This is a genomic window from Erwinia mallotivora (genome assembly GCF_000590885.1).
GTDB lineage: Bacteria > Pseudomonadota > Gammaproteobacteria > Enterobacterales > Enterobacteriaceae > Erwinia > Erwinia mallotivora.
The window spans coordinates 16,951-33,874 of sequence record NZ_JFHN01000056.1 but is presented as its reverse complement, the minus strand read 5'-3'; the positions used below and the strand labels follow the sequence as shown (position 1 = coordinate 33,874).

At 57.8% G+C, this 16,924-nt stretch carries 17 protein-coding genes and 1 pseudogene; all 18 read right to left on the bottom strand.

What is annotated here, in order from left to right:
• Positions 1-4: 4 nt before the first annotated feature.
• Positions 5-1,453 (bottom strand): phospholipase D family protein, encoded by a 1,449-nt coding sequence (locus BG55_RS14920; RefSeq protein WP_034939203.1) that lies wholly within the window; start codon positions 1,451-1,453, stop codon positions 5-7.
• A gap of 272 nt (positions 1,454-1,725) precedes the next feature.
• The gene (locus BG55_RS23020; protein WP_200871627.1) at positions 1,726-1,893 is read right to left on the bottom strand and encodes a hypothetical protein; all 168 of its coding nucleotides are present in this window, start codon (positions 1,891-1,893) and stop codon (positions 1,726-1,728) included.
• A 45-nt stretch (positions 1,894-1,938) separates the two neighbouring features.
• On the bottom strand, positions 1,939-2,079 hold the full coding sequence (locus BG55_RS22625) for a hypothetical protein (RefSeq protein ID WP_200871629.1): 141 nt from the start codon (positions 2,077-2,079) through the stop codon (positions 1,939-1,941).
• Positions 2,080-2,449: 370 nt separating this feature from the next.
• Entirely contained in the window at positions 2,450-4,678 is a 2,229-nt protein-coding gene (locus tag BG55_RS14915) for a TonB-dependent receptor (RefSeq protein WP_034939064.1), read from the bottom strand.
• Between the two features lie 248 nt (positions 4,679-4,926).
• A pseudogene (locus tag BG55_RS14910) lies at positions 4,927-6,159 on the bottom strand (beta-ketoacyl-ACP synthase).
• Positions 6,156-6,887, bottom strand: a complete 732-nt coding sequence (locus BG55_RS14905) for a 3-ketoacyl-ACP reductase FabG2 (RefSeq protein WP_034939062.1) — start codon at positions 6,885-6,887, stop codon at positions 6,156-6,158. Before BG55_RS14905 ends, BG55_RS14910 begins: the two are co-directional and overlap by 4 nt.
• The gene (locus BG55_RS14900) at positions 6,884-7,360 is read right to left on the bottom strand and encodes a hotdog family protein (RefSeq protein ID WP_034939060.1); all 477 of its coding nucleotides are present in this window, start codon (positions 7,358-7,360) and stop codon (positions 6,884-6,886) included. Before BG55_RS14900 ends, BG55_RS14905 begins: the two co-directional genes overlap by 4 nt.
• Complete coding sequence (locus tag BG55_RS14895; protein ID WP_034939059.1) at positions 7,353-8,510, bottom strand: beta-ketoacyl-[acyl-carrier-protein] synthase family protein; 1,158 nt, start codon at positions 8,508-8,510, stop codon at positions 7,353-7,355. The genes BG55_RS14900 and BG55_RS14895 overlap by 8 nt, the downstream gene beginning before the upstream one ends.
• Positions 8,507-9,076 carry a DUF3261 domain-containing protein gene (locus BG55_RS14890; RefSeq protein ID WP_235192772.1) on the bottom strand — a complete coding sequence of 190 codons (570 nt, stop codon included), beginning with the start codon at positions 9,074-9,076 and terminating at the stop codon, positions 8,507-8,509. Before BG55_RS14890 ends, BG55_RS14895 begins: the two co-directional genes overlap by 4 nt.
• Entirely contained in the window at positions 9,073-11,316 is a 2,244-nt protein-coding gene (locus BG55_RS14885) for an MMPL family transporter (RefSeq protein WP_152542799.1), read from the bottom strand. The genes BG55_RS14890 and BG55_RS14885 overlap by 4 nt, the downstream gene beginning before the upstream one ends.
• Before the next feature lie 46 nt (positions 11,317-11,362).
• Positions 11,363-11,968, bottom strand: a complete 606-nt coding sequence (locus BG55_RS14880; RefSeq protein WP_034939053.1) for a LolA family protein — start codon at positions 11,966-11,968, stop codon at positions 11,363-11,365.
• Positions 11,965-12,387: an acyl-CoA thioesterase gene (locus BG55_RS14875; RefSeq protein ID WP_034939052.1), complete on the bottom strand. Its 423-nt coding sequence runs from the start codon at positions 12,385-12,387 to the stop codon at positions 11,965-11,967. Before BG55_RS14875 ends, BG55_RS14880 begins: the two co-directional genes overlap by 4 nt.
• Positions 12,388-12,389: 2 nt before the next feature.
• A complete protein-coding gene (locus BG55_RS14870; RefSeq protein ID WP_071995029.1) occupies positions 12,390-14,114 on the bottom strand; it encodes a glycosyltransferase family 2 protein in 1,725 nt (574 codons plus the stop codon).
• Positions 14,108-14,455: a 3-hydroxyacyl-ACP dehydratase FabZ family protein gene (locus tag BG55_RS14865; RefSeq protein WP_034939049.1), complete on the bottom strand. Its 348-nt coding sequence runs from the start codon at positions 14,453-14,455 to the stop codon at positions 14,108-14,110. The genes BG55_RS14870 and BG55_RS14865 overlap by 7 nt, the downstream gene beginning before the upstream one ends.
• Positions 14,442-15,812, bottom strand: coding sequence for an AMP-binding protein (locus tag BG55_RS14860; RefSeq protein ID WP_034939045.1), 1,371 nt, complete (start codon positions 15,810-15,812; stop codon positions 14,442-14,444). Before BG55_RS14860 ends, BG55_RS14865 begins: the two co-directional genes overlap by 14 nt.
• On the bottom strand, positions 15,809-16,369 hold the full coding sequence (locus BG55_RS14855; protein WP_034939042.1) for a COG4648 family protein: 561 nt from the start codon (positions 16,367-16,369) through the stop codon (positions 15,809-15,811). Before BG55_RS14855 ends, BG55_RS14860 begins: the two co-directional genes overlap by 4 nt.
• Before the next feature lie 16 nt (positions 16,370-16,385).
• Positions 16,386-16,634: an acyl carrier protein gene (locus BG55_RS14850; RefSeq protein WP_034939040.1), complete on the bottom strand. Its 249-nt coding sequence runs from the start codon at positions 16,632-16,634 to the stop codon at positions 16,386-16,388.
• Between the two features lie 21 nt (positions 16,635-16,655).
• A complete protein-coding gene (locus BG55_RS14845; RefSeq protein ID WP_034939037.1) occupies positions 16,656-16,922 on the bottom strand; it encodes a phosphopantetheine-binding protein in 267 nt (88 codons plus the stop codon).
• Positions 16,923-16,924 lie beyond the last annotated feature (2 nt).

Here is a 16,924-nt window from a genome sequence, read left to right as displayed (position 1 = left end):
GAAATTACAGCAGCCATTCAATCGGTAAACGCCAGACCAGGCGCACCAGTAAACGCTGGATAAAACGGGTGCGGGGTTCGTGTTTGTGCACGACTTCGCCCTTTTCGCCGGGGTATTCCATCCAGTTGATCCGCCCCCATTTATCCAGACGCAAAGCCCAGGCGCGATCGCGCATTCGGGTAATAAAGCGTTGATGGATGCGGGTAGCCAGTAAATCGCTGTTGATCACAAAGCCCATTTCGGTGTTGAGCATCGCCGAACGCGGATCGAAATTAAACGAGCCTATAAACACTTTTTCGTTATCGACGCTGAACGTTTTCGCATGCAGACTGGAGCCGGAATTACCGGTCAGTCCCCGGTCATGGGGCTTGTCACGCGAATCAGAATGCGGTTTCAGTTCATACAGCGTAATGCCATGACGGAGCAGCTTTTTACGCCATTTGGCGTAGCCTGCATGCACCACAGAGACATCATTAGCCGCCAGGGAATTGGTCAGAATCGCTATTCTGACCCCTTTTCTGACCAGTGACAGCAGCTGCGCCACCCCGGCACGGGTGGGCACGAAATAGGCCGAGATAATATCGAACTGATGTTGCGGCTGACCGATAACCTCCAGCATACGTTGCGGCAGCAACGAACCGGCCCTCGCCCGCCCCAGTCCCTTGCGGGGATCGTCACTTAACAGACGGGTTTCAGCCCAGATAAGCGGCAGTTCTCCGCTTTCAAGCTGGCTGACAAAGGTCGAAGCATGGATGCGCTGTAAATAGCGCTGGGTTTTCTCATCATTACGCCAGGCTTCCGGCAGTGTGATGGCCGCACGCTCTGGTACGGTGTCCACCACGGCGCTGAGCGGCTGTACCGCCCGGCTGTCCCAGTAACGTGCGAAATCGAGGGTGACCTCTTGCACCACCGGCCCGACGGCCAGCACATCAAGGTCGGAAAACAACGGCTCGTCTCCGGCACCAAAATACTCATCGCCAATATTACGACCGCCAACGATGGTCGCCTCACCGTCCACGGTGATACTTTTATTGTGCATACGCCGGTTAAGGCGCGCAAAATCAGTAAGATAACCCAGCGCCCGCAGCGTCCGAAAAGAAAAAGGGTTAAACAGCCGGACGTCGATATTGTGATGACTGTTGAGCGCACTCAGGGTCTGGTCCAGCCCCATCGTATTGTTGTCATCCAGTAACAAACGGACCTTAACCCCGCGATCGGCAGCATCCAGCACCGCACTGAACAGCAGCCGACCAGACATATCGTTTTGCCAGATGTAATACTGGATATCCAGGCTGCGCTCAGCCATCGACAGCAGGAGATAACGCGCAGCAAAAGCGTCCAGTCCCTCTTCCAGAGAATGAATACCGCTGTACCCGGGATGACTCTCTGTCAGCCCGGAAACGGCCCGCCTCAGACGCGTGCGGGAAGATTCTGGCCTGTCTGTTTCCGGCATAAAGGCTTCAGCCACGGGTGCTCCTTAACTGGTTCCAGGGCGGTCAGTCTGTCCTTGCGGGCAACAGAATAACCTTGATGCTGAAGGATACATTATCGATCCGACTGCCGCTAATAATCCCAGCCGGATGATGAAAATGAAGTGACTTATCCGCAGGGTATGGCGCGAGGAAAGCGCAGTCGGCGACGGCCTGAATGCAGTTCAGGCCCGTTCAGTGACGCAACGGAATCAGGGTGGAAGCCTGAGCTGCGACCTTCAGTCGCCAGACTGGCTCAGGATGATTTAACGCCAGCAGGCTGGCAGTTTTGCGCACCGGGATAACTGCCGGGCGCACGCCGCACATCAGATAACCAGGTCAGCGTAAACAGCACCACGACAACAATCAGCACGGCGACCAGCAGGCCGACCAGCGCTAAAAGACGATCTTCTCTCGTATCCATTCTTATTACTTCTCCATTTCGCTCTCCGCGATGTGCAGGAGCCCATTACGTAATCAGTAACGTAATCGCCAGAACAAACATTATCAGGGTAAAAGAAGTGACGACAAGCACCACAATGGCAAACTGTGCATCATCCAGAGGATAGCGAATCTCTTCTGGTGGCTCATTTTCGGGAAGGTCGCTCATGACAGCCATTATCTGCTGGCTGAACATCCTCTGCCCGCTGCCAGTCTTGTATCGGTGGATTCGCTTCATACCCATCCGGGTGAAGCAGGAGAAATCTGAAAAATCAGCGTGACCTGAGCGGTTAAATGAAAAACATTAATGCTTTGGCAGTTCCATTTTCTTCAGGCTCCATGCCCCTGAATTTCAGCAAAGAAGGAGTGTATCACAGCGTCAGCTAAAAAAACCGCTGTCGCGCCCCTGAGTCGGGATTTGCACTGTTTATCTGGAATTTTTATCGTTTTATTTGGTTCTTCTTGTAAATAATTTCTTTCCGTTACCCTGTAAAAATTTTAACCAGGCAAAAGAAGGGCTGCCGTGGCAGCCCGCCGCATTAAAAATCGTAAGTCATGGACAGCTTCAACTGGCGAGGATCGCCCTGAGTAATGTAGGTGCCATAGCTCTCCACCCCGGACCAGTACTTCTGATTGGTGACGTTTTCCAGGCCCAGACGCCAGGTCAGGTCATTCTGTTGTACTTTCATCCGGTAGCGCATCCCCACGTCAAGCACGGTGTAACTGTCCAGCTTTTTGCTGTTAGCCTGGTCGGCATACTGCGAACCCGAATGCGTCATCCGTGCCAGTGCGGTCAGTCCCTCAACAGGCTTAATGTCATATTCCGCACTCAGCACCGTGTAGAAGTTCGCCACGCCAACGGCCTGTTTACCATCGTATGTACCGTTCTGCGTTTTGGTCATTGTTGGATCAAGCCAGGTCGCGCTGCCGTTCAGACGAACACCGTACAGCGGCTCGCCAAACACATTCAGCTCCACGCCACGGTTACGCTGCTCGCCATACAGGCCATACAGATTGGTTTGTGGATCGATAATACCGGTAGGCTTTTTAATTTCGAACAGCGCCAGCGTCCCGCCGACACGACCGTAATCCAGCTTCATGCCGACTTCATTTTGCTTCGACAGGGCAATGCCGGTAACCTGGCCGGCGTTAAGCGCGGTACTGGATGCGGTGGAGCCAGGCTGCAATGCCTCGATATGGTTGGCATACAGGGAGAGACTGTCGGTGGCTTTCACCACCAGACCATAACCCGGCGTCCAGCGGGACTGATCAAAGCGAGAAGCGGTATCTTCCACCGCCGTGCCGTAGGCGTAATTACGCACCGTCACTTTCTGATGACGGGCACCGACGGTGAACAGCACTTTGTCATCAATAAAGCCCAGCGTATCCGCCAGCAGCACGCCTTCAGTACGCACCCGGCTGGTTGGCCGTGGGTTACTCAAATCGCCACCAAAATAAGTATTTTCAGGTTCGGGCACCGCCGTGGTGTCATAAATATTGGTCGCTTCAGAGGTCAGCGCCATGCCATAGGCAGTTTTCTCACGTTTGGTTTGTGCTGAGTAACCAAGGTTAACGCTGTGGCTGACCACGCCGGTGTCAAACTTACCGCGCACCCCAGCCATTCCACTGAACGCATCAACATATTTTGCCGTATCCATGCGGCCGATGGTGGCTGAGCCATCTTCATCGGTCAGTGTCGGAGCAGCATAGGCCCCCATTTCATGGGAATGCTGTCCACCTACTGCGCCATATGCCGTCCAGCCCGGAACAAAATCATACTCTGCCCGCGCCATACCAAACTTGCTTTCCAGATTGCTGTAAACCCACTTCTGGCTGTAGTTGCTGGTCGTACGCGGCACCGCTGGAATAAAATCCACACTGCCGATATTGACGCCGGTGCGACCACCGTCAAAAGCCTGTTTCTGATAACCCAGATCCAGCGAGGTGCGCAGCCTATCACCGCGATAATCCAGGCCAATGGACGCCAGGGTTGCACGCCGTTTTTCATTCTCAATGGCGGTTTCACCCTCACGGTGCAGAACATTAACCCGCACGCCCCACTGATTGTTATCGCCAAAGCGACGGCCCACATCCAGTGAAGTACCCACCTGAGAAGAGGAGCTGTAATCCACGCCAACGCGGGTAAGAGGAACATCATCCGCATGTTTTGGTTCAAGGTTGATCATCCCACCCACACCGGAGGATGCCGCGCCGTTGATCAGGGCATTCGAACCTTTGAACACTTCAACCCGGTCAATCATCTGCGTGGAAACCACCTGACGCGGCATCACACCGGGCAGACCACCCAGCGTCATATCATCGCCGTAAAGATCAAAGCCCCGGATACGGTAAGTTTCAGCAAAGTTGCCATAGCCCTGCACGTTCTGGACGGAGGCATCATTCGCCACCACGTCTTTGATGGTGGTGGCCTGCTGATCCTGAATCATTTTGCTGGTATAGCCGATCACGTTGAAAGGGACGCTGTGCGCGTCCTGTTCGCCCAACATTCCCAGACGACCACCGTTGGCGATCTGGCCATCGAGATAAGCCGGAACCAGCTGATCGCCACCGGGGGTAAAGTTGCTGTCCGGTTTCGCCACCACGGTCATGGTCTGTTCGCGGCTGGCCGCTGCGCCATCCTGTGTGGTTTCGTCCGTGCTGTTAGGGCTTTGTGTTACTGCGGCTATCGCCGGAGCGGTAAGAGAGCCGATCACTGCCGCCAGTAGCGTCAGTCGGAAGCGGTGTTGTGCTGATAAAACCTGAGCCATTGCTGTTCCCTGATTAAGAATGCAAGTGATAATCGTTTTTATTCGGATTCGGATTATGCTGAGAGAACGGCTAAATGCAAGCGCAATTTTCGACCAGTAAGTCACTGACTGAGAAGATAATCATCAGGATTTATAGGGGTTTCAGACTAATGTTCTGAGCGGCAAGGAATTTTGCTGTTCAATGCCGTCATCAAAGGGCAGGACGCGGGAAAAGATTTTAGCCGACCGCGCCGCTGCGACGGAGGGTTTCACTGCGCATAACGGCGAAAAATAAGTGAAGTGTTAATGCCGCCGAACGCAAAATTGTTCGACTGAATTTAGTCCGTTTGCAGCACACGCGGCTGATGCATAATGTAATCCAGCTCGCCACAATCCTCTGCCGGTCGGTTAAGATTCAGCGTGGGCGCAAACCATCCGGCGTGCATCATCTCTATGCTCATCCACGCTTCCAGCGCACCACAGGCCCCCAGGGTGTGCCCGAAATAGCTTTTCAATGATGAGATGGGCGTGTGATTGCCAAAAATGGCCGCCGTCGCCAGGCTTTCCGCCACATCACCGCGATCGGTAGCGGTGCCATGGGCGTTGATGTAGCCAATCTGCTCCGGCTGTAAATCCGCTATCTGCAAGGCTTTCTCCATACAGATTTGCATGGTTTCCCGCTGAGGCTGGGTGATGTGCGCCGCATCGCAGTTGGTGGCAAATCCTACCATCTCGGCATAAATCGTTGCGCCACGCGCCAGCGCATGTTGCAGCTCTTCAAGGATCAGCGTTCCGGCACCTTCGCCAATCACCAGACCATCCCGCGCCTGATCAAAAGGTGACGGGGTGGTCTGTGGCGCATCGTTACGTTGACTGGTGGCAAACAGCGTATCAAATACCGCCGCTTCAGAAGGACAAAGCTCCTCCGCGCCGCCCGCCACCATCACCGTCTGGTATCCGTGACGGATTGCCTCCCAGGCATAGCCAATTGCCTGGCTGCCGGACGTACAGGCGCTGGAGGTGGGGATAACCCGGCCACGCAGGCCAAAAAACAGACCGGTGTTAACCGCCGTGGTGTGCGGCATCATCTGTACATAGGTGGTGCCGGTGATGTTGTTGGTGTGCTTCTCCGTCAGCATGGTGGCGAACTCGCTGACCGGGCCGGTGCTGCCGGTAGATGAGCCGAAGGCAATGCCGGTTTCACCGCTGGTCAGCACCGGGTGGGCCAGCAAGCCAGCCTGCTCCAGCGCCAGTTCGCTGGCGCGGGTCGCCAGCAGGGAAACCCGTCCCATCGAGCGGATGCGCTTGCGGGTGTAGTGCTCCGGCAGGGTGAAATCATCTACCGGCGCGCCCAGCAGGGTGTTTAAGCCCTGATACACCTGCCATTCCGGCATTTTTCGCACCGCGTTGCGTCCGCTAAGGATCTTCTCTGCCACCTGCGACCAGCGGTGACCAAAAGCCGTCACCCCGCCCATGCCGGTTACCACCACGCGACGCATCAGAACATGCCTCCGTTGATTGAAATCACCTGCCGGGTGACGTAAGCGGCCTTGTCCGACATCAGATAGCTCGCCAGACCCGCCACTTCCTCCGCCTGCCCCATTCGTTTCATCGGGATCATTTTCATCACCTCTTCCTTCGCCTGCGGTTCCATATCGATCATCCCGGTGTCAATCAGTCCCGGCGCAATGCAGTTAACGGTGATTTTGCGCTTCGCCAGTTGGATGGCCAGCGCTTTGGTCGCACCGATAATCCCTGCCTTCGCCGCGCTGTAGTTCACCTGCCCCCGGTTGCCCATCAGTCCGGAGACGGAGGAGAGAGTGATGATGCGCCCTCCCCGCCGCAGGCCAATCATCGGCATAATGCAGGGATGAATGACATGGTAAAAACTGTCGAGATTGGTATGGATAACGCTGTCCCAGTCCTCATCACTGAGCGCCGGAAAAGCCCCATCGCGAGCGATACCGGCGTTGCTGACCACACCGTAATACGCCCCGTTCGCGGCGATATCCGCGTCCAGACGCTCACGGCACTGCTGGCGATCGGCAATATCAAAGCCCAGGCAGCGTCCGCATCCACCCGACTGAACGATCTGGCGCAGCGTCTCCTCTGCCCCTGCTTTGTCACGGTGATAATGCACCACCAGCGTAAAGCCATCGGCGGCCAGTTGCAGGGCTATCGCCCTGCCGATACCCTTGCTGGCACCGGTGACCAGAACGGAACGCGTCATCTGTTTTTACCCTGTTGCAAAAGTTGTTGTAATTGTTGCCTGGACGGCTGCCAGGTGTTGAGTCTGCCGCTGGCCCAGCGCTCACCGTTAATGGTGATCAGCCCCTCGAAGCTGCCGATTTTTTCGTCACGCATCAGTAAGGTGATACTGACCGTCAGTTCAGCGCCGGCGGGGAAACAGGGCTGCTGGCAACGATAGCCGCGTGCCCCCAGCAGCATCCCCGGATCAGGTTTTGTGTCACTGAGCTGCCGTCCGTGCCAGCCGGACCAGACGCCAACAGTCTGGGCGATAATCTCAATACCAAACCAGCCTGGCAGTTCCCCCTGGCGGTCAAGAAACGGCGCAAGCGCCCCGTCAGCCCTGACTCTGGCAAGACAGCAGGCACTGTCGTCATCAACGCTCACCACCTCATCCAGCAACACCATTGGCGTATCATGGGGCAGGTATGCCGCCGCCGCGCTGTAGTTAACCATCATACTTTCCCAGTATCAGACAGGTGTTGTTACCACCAAAAGCAAAGGAATTACTCATCACAAAAGGTCGCGCCAGCGGTGCGGGGCAAAGCAGCAACCCGCAGGCGGCAAGGCTTTCGTCCGGTTCGCCGTCGCTGAAATCCTGAGCAGGCAGCGGGATATCACCGGACAGCAGCAGCCAGCACAGTGCCGCCTCACAAATTCCTGCGGCCCCCAGCGTATGTCCGGTCAGATGTTTGGTTGAGCTACAGGGCACCGCTTCACCGAACAACCTGCCGATCACCGCCGCTTCCATCTGGTCATTGAGCCGGGTGGCGGTGCCATGCAGATTGATATAGCCCAGCGCGCCGGGTTCCAGCCCCGCCTGTTGCAGCGCCATGCTGATAGCACGTTCCGCGCCATCGCCCTGCGGATGCGGGGCCGACATATGGTAAGCATCCGGGGACTCGCCCGTTCCGCACACTGCCACCGCCTGTGGTTCGCGGGTCAGCAGCATCAACGCGGCCCCTTCGCCGATGGTAATCCCATCACGCTCAGTGCTGAAAGGCGCACAGCGACCGGGTGAGAGCGACTCCAGGCTGTCAAAACCGTTCAGCGGCATCCGGCTGAGGGTATCTGCACCGCCGACAATCGCCACATCAGCCAGCCCGCTCTCGATCAGCCTTTTACCGCTGATTAGTGCTCTGGCGCTGGAGGAGCAGGCCGTTGACAGGGTATAGGCCGGACCGGTCAGCTGAAGGTATTGCGCCAGAAAGCGGGAAGGATCGCCCAGCTCCTGCCTGAAATAGTGATAATTCTCCACCCGGCCGGAAACAAAGCCATCAGCTTCGTCCAGCCCCGCCGTGCTGGTGCCCAGCACCACCGCCACCCGCTGATGGCCAAAACGTGCGATGGCCTGATCAACCTGCGGGCGGATTTGCGCCAGCGCCGCCAGCAGCAGCTGATTATTACGGCAGCTGTGCGCCGCCAGCTCGCCGCCGATCGCTGGCAGTGGAGCATTGACCCGCCCTGTCCAGCAGGATCGGCCATGCAGCAGCCAGCCGCTATCCGGCCCCATCCCCGGCGCTATTCCCTGCGACAGATTGCTGGCAGTTTCTGCCATATCGTTGCCCAGCGCACTGAGCATGCCGACCGCCGCAATGTAGATCATTGTGAATCCAGAGATTGAATAGTGATGAAATAGCCAAAAGCGAACTGCCGGATACTCACCGGTTGACGCTGCGCTCCGCGTTGCAGATAGCGAATTTCAGCAACCGGCGCACCGTGATTATCCATAAGTTGTCGACGGTCACCGCTGTCGGTCAGCGTCCAGCCCGCTGGCAGAAGCGGTTGCCAGGCGGATACCGGCCAGTGACTGAGCATAATATCGGCCAGTACCTGGCTGGCCGGTGGCATTTCCGGCAGCACCACCGACTGTTCGCTATGGATCCCCTGGCGATCATAGCGCACCTGAAACAGGCGGATCCCCAGCGGAGAGAGTCCGGCCAGCACCAGCTGCTGCCGTTCAACATTTAACAAGACCAGCAGCGACTGCTGTTTGCCTTTAAAAGTGCCGGTCAACAGTTGCTGTTGACTGAACGGCACGGCGTTCTCCGGCACGGGCAGGCTGACCCGCACGCCAGGTTTTAACCACGCCTGTGGCGTACTGTTGTCCGGTTGAGTGGCACAGCCTGTGAGCCAGGTCAGGGCCAGCAACAGCAGTATTGTCATTCTCATCTTTTCTTCCTCGCGGACGGCATCGCCAGCGGTGCCAGTAAAAATGCGCTAAAAATACCGCTGCACAATACAATACCAAAGCTGGCGACGGCCTGAGTCTGGCTGAACACCAGCATCCCCAGGGTTAGCAAGGTGGTACTCATCGCCAGCGTTACCGCCAGCAGTGAGGTAATGGCTGTACCACGGGGATTGCTGAAGAACAGGGTATAGTTGATGCCGATGCCCAGCACCAGCACCAGCGCCAGCAGTGAAAACAGGTTCAGTGGGTGGCCCGAGAGCGCCAGCGCAGCCAGCCCGCCCCCCAGCGAGAGCACCGAAGGTAACACGCAGATCAGCCCCTGTCGCACCCCCAGACGCAGCATATAGCTGAGAGCAATCGCCAGCAGCGCCGCGCCAAGCAGCCAGCTTAGCAGCGCACGATAAAAAGCAAACAGCTGATCAAACGTCGCTTTACGATCGACCCAACTGACGCCGGGCAGCGAGGCGGCCAGCTCAGCCAGCGCGGCGCTGTTGCTGGCGCCGCTCACCGGAACCAGCACGCCACTGCGCCCGTCGGCCAGTGTCAGCCACAGTAAACGCCAGCCCTCACTGTTCGGGCTGTCCAGCCATTGTTGCGGACTGAGCGGCATCGCGCTCAGATCGACAGCGCCGACCGGCACCCCCGCCTGTTGCAGGCGGGCAGTCACGGCTGGCGCGGCCTGTTGCAGCAGCAGCCTGTCGCGCTGCTGTTGCGCCAGCGAGGAGAGAGGTAGCAGGCGATATTCCCGCAACCCGTGCTGCGCTCTGACCCGTGCCAACTGCGGTGCCAGCGCTTCCAGTCGTTGCAGCGTCTGTTCCGGCGTAGTGCCGTACACCACCATCCAGGTCTGATCTGCGCTCTGACCGGTCAGACGGGTCACCTGCCGCTCCTGTGCCAGCAGTGCAGGCGACAGCGTTTGTAACTGCGCAATATCATCATTCACCTGTAACTTCAGCAGCCCGGCAATGCCGATGACGGCCACCATCAGCGGCAGCCCGATACGCAGCGCCGCCTTTCGCCGCCAGGCTGACAGCCAGCGAGCCAGCAGCCAGAGCGCGGGGACAGGACGTACCGGCAGGCCTTTGACCAGCAGCGGATACCAGCAAATTACCGTCAGGCAGGAGGCAGTCAATCCGGCGGCGGCGAAAACGGCCAGCTGCCTGATACCGGGGAAAGGCGCAAAAACCATAATCAGCCAGGCGATGGCCGTGGTGCCCAGCGCCAGCAACAACGCGCGAACGACTTTCTGCATACTTTGCGCCGGGGTGGCCTGAGCGCCGTGTACCATACGTTCGGTGAGATAATAGAGGGTGTAATCTGCCGAAATGCCAACGATGCTGAGGCTCATCACCAGGGTCATCAGGTGCAGTTCACCAAACACCAGCAGCGTCACAGTAAGTCCGGCGACGGCCCCCACCGCCACCGAAAGCGCACAGAGCAACAGCGGCCGGAATGAACGAAACGCAGTAAACACCAGCAGTAACACGCCCACAATGGTCACCACCCCCAGCGTGGAAACATCATGACGCGCCTGCTGGCTGGCATAGTCACTGAACCAGACCGTACCGCGTGACAGCAGCTGCGCCTGCGGCCACCGCTGCTGTAAACGACTTTTCAACGCTGCCAGCTGGCTGACCAGAGCATGGCTTTGTTGCATATCGAAGGAATCGCCGTTCAGTTCCGCGTGCAGAAAATACCAGACCCTGCCCTGTTGATCGGTGGTGGTCAGCCAGCCGTCACTCAGCCCCATCTGGCCGCTGTTCTGCTGCATGGCAAGCTGCGCCCCGCGCACCAACAGCAGCGGGTCCTGTGTTAACTCCCGGCCACTGACGCCCGCGAAAGCAGAATAGAGCTGCGCCAGCACCCAGTCTGCCTGCGCTGCGCCCCCGTCCTGAAGCCTGAGCCGCGTCGCCGGATCAATCAGCGCGTTGCGGTGCTGCCAGGCGAACTGCCCCCATGCCTGCTGGCGTCCGGCATCCATTACTCCCTGTACATTGCGCAGTAACGGCAAAGCGGCAAGCTGTTGTTGATACCAGGCGGCAACGCCAGCATCCGGGCGTTCGCCTGCACTGACCAGCCAGACCAGCTGCCTGTCCAGCCGCTGCATAAAACCCTGTTGCAGTTCGGCGGGCACCTCACCCAGGGTCTGCGAAGGGAGCAGCGCCAGCACGCTGCTGTTGATGATCGCCTTCGGCCAGCATATCGTCAGGGTAACCAGCATCAGCAGGCAGACTGCCAGCCACCCCGATGCCAGCCTGCGCGGATGTTCAGAAAACAAAGCGTTGCTGCTCCTCTGCGCTCAGACCGGCCGGTTGCAGACGCTGATTGCGCAGTACGATCTCCGTGTTGTCGCCCTGGCGGTCGTTAAGCTGGATCTGCTCCAGATACTCAGCCCCTTGCAGGGTGATGGTGTTAAACAACTTATCCAGCGGCGAGGTTTTCGGTGTCAGCACCAGACGCCATTTCTGCTGGTCAACAGAGTGAAAATCCAGCCTGAAATTTTGCTCCAGCACCGCACGGTCAGCCCGGAACAAGGCCCGCAGCAGATGACTGAACTGGAACATCTGCGGATTACTGTCAGCGGTGATGATTTGCGGCGGCTGGTTGTTCATCACCTGCACCATCCGCCTGTCGTCCAGCACCAGCGTCATCGGGAAGGGCCTGGCCTGATGCCACCACAATCCTTTCTGCTGAGCAATCAACATGCTGCCGTCAGACTTCAGCGGCTGCGACATGCCTTTAATGCTGCGTAGCTGCGTATAGTCCGCCCGTACCTGCGTCTGGCTGGCGAAACGCTGTTGCAACTCTTCCAGCGTGACGGCCTGCACCGCTGCGCTGCACATCAGCAGCCCGCTTAACAACCATCTGATCATGGGGTCACTCCCAGTCGTTCAAAAAGAATCGGCGGCGAGACAAAACTCAGCGTCTGGCTGCCCTCCTCCACGGCCACCTGAATGGTGTAACCGGTGGTGGTGCGCTGACCGCTGTGCAGATCGAAAATCTGATAGGCAATACGCAGACGGTTTTCCACCTCTTCCACCGTGGCGCGAACGCGAATGCGCTGCTCAAAAGTTAATGCCGCGCGGTATTTTACCCGGGTATCCACCACCGGCCACAGCCAGCCTGAGGCTTTCATTTCCCGGTAGCCGTAGTTGAATTTCGCCAGCAGCGCCTCGCGGGCAATCTCAAAATAGCGGAAGTAATTGCCATGCCAGACCACGCCCATTGCATCCACGTCGTGAAACGGAATGCACAGCTCAACTTCCACAGATAAACGCGGGTCGTTTAACACCGTTACTCCTTATCATGCTGTTGTGTCTGTTCCGGCAACTGCCAGAAATCAAAAAAGTTAAACCAGTCCAACGGGGCCCGCATGGCGTAATGTTCCAGCCTGGAGGCATAGCGATCCACCGCCTGTTGCAGACAGACCTGCCGGTTGCCTCGGGGTAACAGCAGCGGATCGGCAAAAGGTTCGCAATGCAGCTGCAATTTTCCCTGCTCACGCAGCGCAAACATCAACAGCACCGGGCAACGCAGCGCCGCAGCCAGCACGAAGGGTCCCTGCGGAAACGGCGCGGGTTTACCCAAAAAATCACTCCATATTACCCGCCGTACGCCGCCGCGCTGGCGGTTCACCGCCGTGCGATCGCCGACGATGGCTATCCACTCCCCCGCGTCCAGCTTTTGCTGGATCAGCATGGCCGTCTCCGGTCCGATGTCGGTAACCGGGATCAGCTGGCTGGCGGCCTGTGGGGCGATTTCATCCATCAGCTGGCGAAAGCGCCTGGCGTTATCGGTAAACACCAGCGCATTAATCACCAGCCCACTTTTCTGCCGGGCAAGCGCACGACAGGCTTCGATATCGCCAAGATGGGAGGCAAGGATCAACCGGCCACCCGGTTTGTCGGCGTCCAGCGCGGCTTCTGCTCCCGGCGCAAAATCGATATCTTTCCCCCAGCGCAGCGAGCCCTGCCAGCTGGCCATTTTCTCCAGCATCGATTCCCCGAAACGCAGGAAATGGTGAAAGCTGGTGTAGCGGCCAGCGGGCAGATCCCGCTGATGCGCTGTGGCATAGCGCTTTATCGTCCGCAGCCATTGCCGCGAGGCGGTGCGCTGAGGGCCGCCGCTTAACCAGTAGAAGCCGACAACCGGCCACAACAACAAGGTAAAAGGGATGCGTCCGGCATACTGCCAGACCGCCAGCATCAGTTTCAGACCCGTCAGCCCTTTACGCTCCTGCACACCCGCCCAGTGTTTGTCAGGCCGATTTTTCAGCAACAGGGGGATGCGCCGCACCATGCCAAAGAACAATCGGGTGTGCATCCAGGAAATCCGCAGGTTGTCGTACAACGCATCAAAGTGCGACAGCCCATCCGCCGGGTAGGTGACGCGGGTGGGCACAAAGCGACTGGTGGTGCCACGCCACCACAGCCTGACCATCACTTCAGTGTCAAAGTCCATCCGCCGCCCGACAGGCTGTTCTGCTACCAGCGCCAGCGTGGGTTGCAGCGGATAGACGCGAAAGCCACACATACTGTCTTTGATGGAAAATGACAGCGTCTCAATCCAGACCCAGAAGTGGGTGATATAGCGGCCATATAACCGGGATTTGGGGATGGAGTTGTCATAAATCGGCTGGCCCGAAATCAGACATTCAGGGTAACGTCGGGCTTCTGCCAGCAGTCGTGCGCAGTCTTCAATCTGATGCTGCCCATCAGCATCCAGCTGCACGGCATGACTGAACCCTGCCGCCGCCGCTGCCTGCAATCCCCGCACCACCGCCACGCCTTTACCCTGATTGTGTGGCAGTCGGATTAGCACGGTTCGCGCGTCGCTAAGCGCGGCAAGCTGACGTTGCGTCGTTTCGTCGCTGCCATCATCAACGATGAATACCGGCAGTGCAAAAGGTGCCAGCCGTTGCAGCACCGCAGCCATTGTTGCGCCGTGGTTGTAACAAGGGATCACCACGCAGGGGCTGAAATCCACGGCGTCCGTCGGGCGCGCCTGCTCCGCTAACACAACAGAATCTTCCCGCTGCTGACGCGCTGCGCTTCTGGCGTGTCGGCAGTCTGATAGCTGAACAGCAACCCGTTTTTTGCCGCGTCCCAGTTGAGCGTCAGCAGCAGTTGACTGGCCGGTAAGACCGGTTGCTGAAACTTGATGTTTTCAATGGCCGAAAAGACCTTTCCCTGCGCCAGCAATTTGCAACCGTAGTGCATCACCCAGTCCAGTTGCGCAACACCGGGCAGAATGGGCTGGTCGGGAAAATGGCCGCGAAACCAGAACAGCTCAGCATCAACACGAAGCAGGATCTGCGCCTGTCCATCCTGTTGCTGACAACTTAATTCAACGGGCAGCATGAAATAACTCCTGTATCTGCGGCCAGGCACGTTTGCTCTGACTGTTTTGCGGAATAGTGTCGACCACACGCCAGTAACGGGGGATGGCGACCGGCTCCAGCCAGCGCTTCAGTTCCTCCCCCCACTGGCGTTTTAATTGTTTCAGCGCGACCTCACTGAAAACGCTTTCCAGCGCCAGCACCACCCCGATACTGCTGCGTCCGGGGCGACTGATCACCAGCGCCGCCGCATCCTGCACGCCAGGCAGGGCCAGCAGCCGTCGCTCAATATCACTGAGTGAAACGCGTTTGTCTTCAATTTTAACCGTCCGGTCATGACGTTCACCCAGGTCAAAACCTGTACCGCTGAACGTCAGTCGATCATCCAGCAACAGCCCCTCATCATGCGGGATGAGCGGTGAGCGCACCCGCCAGTGCTGGTTTTCGGCTGAAAACCGCACCTGGCTGAACGGCTGCCAGCAGCGGTTTTCAGCGGTGGCGATGCGTGATGCCAGTACGCCGGTTTCGGTGCTGCCGTAAATCTCCGCCACCGGCTGTTGCAACCAGGCCTCGGCTCTTTGCGCCTCCGCCCGGGGTAATACGCCACCAGCGGAGACAATCAGCTGACAGGTCGGAGCCGGTAATCCGGTGTCCAGACGACGGATAAATGCCGGACTGGTGATAAAAACATAACGCTGAGCGCTATCAAGAGCCGGGAGTTGCTCACTGTAAGCAATCTGGCGACTGTCGAAGGGCTGTCCCAACGCCAGCGGCAGAATAATACGAAAAGTCAGACCATACAGGTGTTGATGACTGACCGAGGCGACAAAGGTACAGTTCAGTAAACGTTCGCCCCACAGCCCGGCCAGCCAGCGGGCCTCTTCATCCAGACAGCTTACCGGACGACTGACTTTTCGCGGTTTGCCCGTAGAACCGGATGTAAACAGAATAATGCAGGCATCTGCGGCTATCGGCGGCAGTAACGCGTCACCCGCTAACGCCGCAGCTTTTGTCCCGTCAGGCTGTGCCGGGACTGCTTCATTGAGCTGCCAGACCGGACAATCAAGCGACAGCGGCTGGTCACACAGCAGCGCATCAAACTCATCCGCCTGCTCCAGTAGCAATGACTGACGGCAGTGCCCCGGGATGACCGGCACTTTACCGGCATGCAGTGTGGCGAGCAGCGCAACGCTGAACAGGTAGCTGTCGTCAAAACAGAGCGCCCAGCGCGATTCAGGCCGTGAGAGCAGGCGCTGACCCAGGCTGACGATCTGTTGCCGCCACTGCGTTCTGCCCAGTATCAGCGCTCCCCGTCGGGCGATCGCCGCATCCCCGGCCAGTGACAACCAGTCGCCGGTGGCTGTGAGGGTGCTGCTCATGTCTGCTTTATCAGACGCTGGCGCAACAGCCATTCGCCTGCCATCAACAGCCCCATCAACAGATAACCGATCAGCCCGTTCCACCACGTCCACCAGAGAAGATTATTTGACAGGCAGGTCGCCAGCGCGACGCTGCCATTGAAAATGAAAAACAGGCACCAGACGCGGGTGACCTGCCGTGTCCAGGCAACGCCATCCGCCGACAGTTCCGGCTCCCGCAGACGGGCAAGCCGTTCGACCAGCGGCATGGTAGAAAACAGTGAGCAACCAAACAGCAACAGCATTCCTGCGTTAACCACCACCGGATACCACAACAACAGGTGATAATTGCTCAGCAACAGGCTGACCACGCTGAGCAAAACGCCGATCAGCGCCACGCCTCTTCCGGCCAGCGCTAACACCCCTTTACCGCCGTTGAGCATCATCAATCGCAGAATAAACAGTACGGCAGCCAGCGGCAGCAACCAGCGCCAGCCCGGGTGGGTCAGCGCCAGCCAGATAACTATCGGCCAGGCAACCATCAGCAGCACACTGGCTGTATGTTTTAACCTTTGCACCCGCGTAAATTTCGCTTCAGCCTTCGTGGATCAGTTGTTCAACAGCGTCCACCACGTCCTGCACGGTGCGAACACTTCTGAACATCTCCGGCCTGATTTTTTTTCCGGTTCGCTTTTGCAGATGGACCACCATGTCCACTGCATCGATGCTGTCCAGCTCCAGATCTTCATAAAGACGGGATTCCGGGGTGATATCAGCAGCGTCAAGTTCAAAAAGTTTAACCAACAGATCGGTAACTTCCTGATTGATTTGATTCTTGTCCATAACTTTCTCGCAGGTGTTGGTTCAGGCACCCAGCTTACGCCGGGCCTGAATAAAAGACGCCAGCGTGGCGACCGAGTAAAAATGCTGACGCATCTCTTCGCTTTCAGCTGAAAGGATCACGCCATAGCGATTTTTCACTGCCAGCCCCAGCTCAAGTGCATCAATGGAATCCAGGCCCAGCCCGTCACCAAACAAAGGTGCATCACTGTCAATCTCCGCCACCGTAATCTCTTCAAGATTGAGGGTGTCGATGATCATCTGTTTTAATTCAACTGCCAGCTGTTCCATAC

Excerpts from the sequence above, each read along its gene's own strand:
- BG55_RS14895 (WP_034939059.1), bottom strand. The coding sequence starts at position 8,510 with ATGATCTACATTGCGGCGGTCGGCATGCTCAGTGCGCTGGGCAACGAT.
- BG55_RS14915 (WP_034939064.1), bottom strand. The coding sequence starts at position 4,678 with ATGGCTCAGGTTTTATCAGCACAACACCGCTTCCGACTGACGCTACTG.
- BG55_RS14865 (WP_034939049.1), bottom strand. The coding sequence starts at position 14,455 with ATGCTGCCCGTTGAATTAAGTTGTCAGCAACAGGATGGACAGGCGCAG.
- BG55_RS14860 (WP_034939045.1), bottom strand. The coding sequence starts at position 15,812 with ATGAGCAGCACCCTCACAGCCACCGGCGACTGGTTGTCACTGGCCGGG.
- BG55_RS14905 (WP_034939062.1), bottom strand. The coding sequence starts at position 6,887 with ATGACGCGTTCCGTTCTGGTCACCGGTGCCAGCAAGGGTATCGGCAGG.
- BG55_RS14885 (WP_152542799.1), bottom strand. The coding sequence starts at position 11,316 with ATGCTGGTTACCCTGACGATATGCTGGCCGAAGGCGATCATCAACAGC.
- BG55_RS14920 (WP_034939203.1), bottom strand. The coding sequence starts at position 1,453 with ATGCCGGAAACAGACAGGCCAGAATCTTCCCGCACGCGTCTGAGGCGG.
- BG55_RS23020 (WP_200871627.1), bottom strand. The coding sequence starts at position 1,893 with ATGGATACGAGAGAAGATCGTCTTTTAGCGCTGGTCGGCCTGCTGGTC.
- BG55_RS14845 (WP_034939037.1), bottom strand. The coding sequence starts at position 16,922 with ATGGAACAGCTGGCAGTTGAATTAAAACAGATGATCATCGACACCCTC.
- BG55_RS14850 (WP_034939040.1), bottom strand. The coding sequence starts at position 16,634 with ATGGACAAGAATCAAATCAATCAGGAAGTTACCGATCTGTTGGTTAAA.
- BG55_RS22625 (WP_200871629.1), bottom strand. The coding sequence starts at position 2,079 with ATGAGCGACCTTCCCGAAAATGAGCCACCAGAAGAGATTCGCTATCCT.
- BG55_RS14880 (WP_034939053.1), bottom strand. The coding sequence starts at position 11,968 with ATGATCAGATGGTTGTTAAGCGGGCTGCTGATGTGCAGCGCAGCGGTG.
- BG55_RS14890 (WP_235192772.1), bottom strand. The coding sequence starts at position 9,076 with ATGAGAATGACAATACTGCTGTTGCTGGCCCTGACCTGGCTCACAGGC.
- BG55_RS14900 (WP_034939060.1), bottom strand. The coding sequence starts at position 7,360 with ATGGTTAACTACAGCGCGGCGGCGGCATACCTGCCCCATGATACGCCA.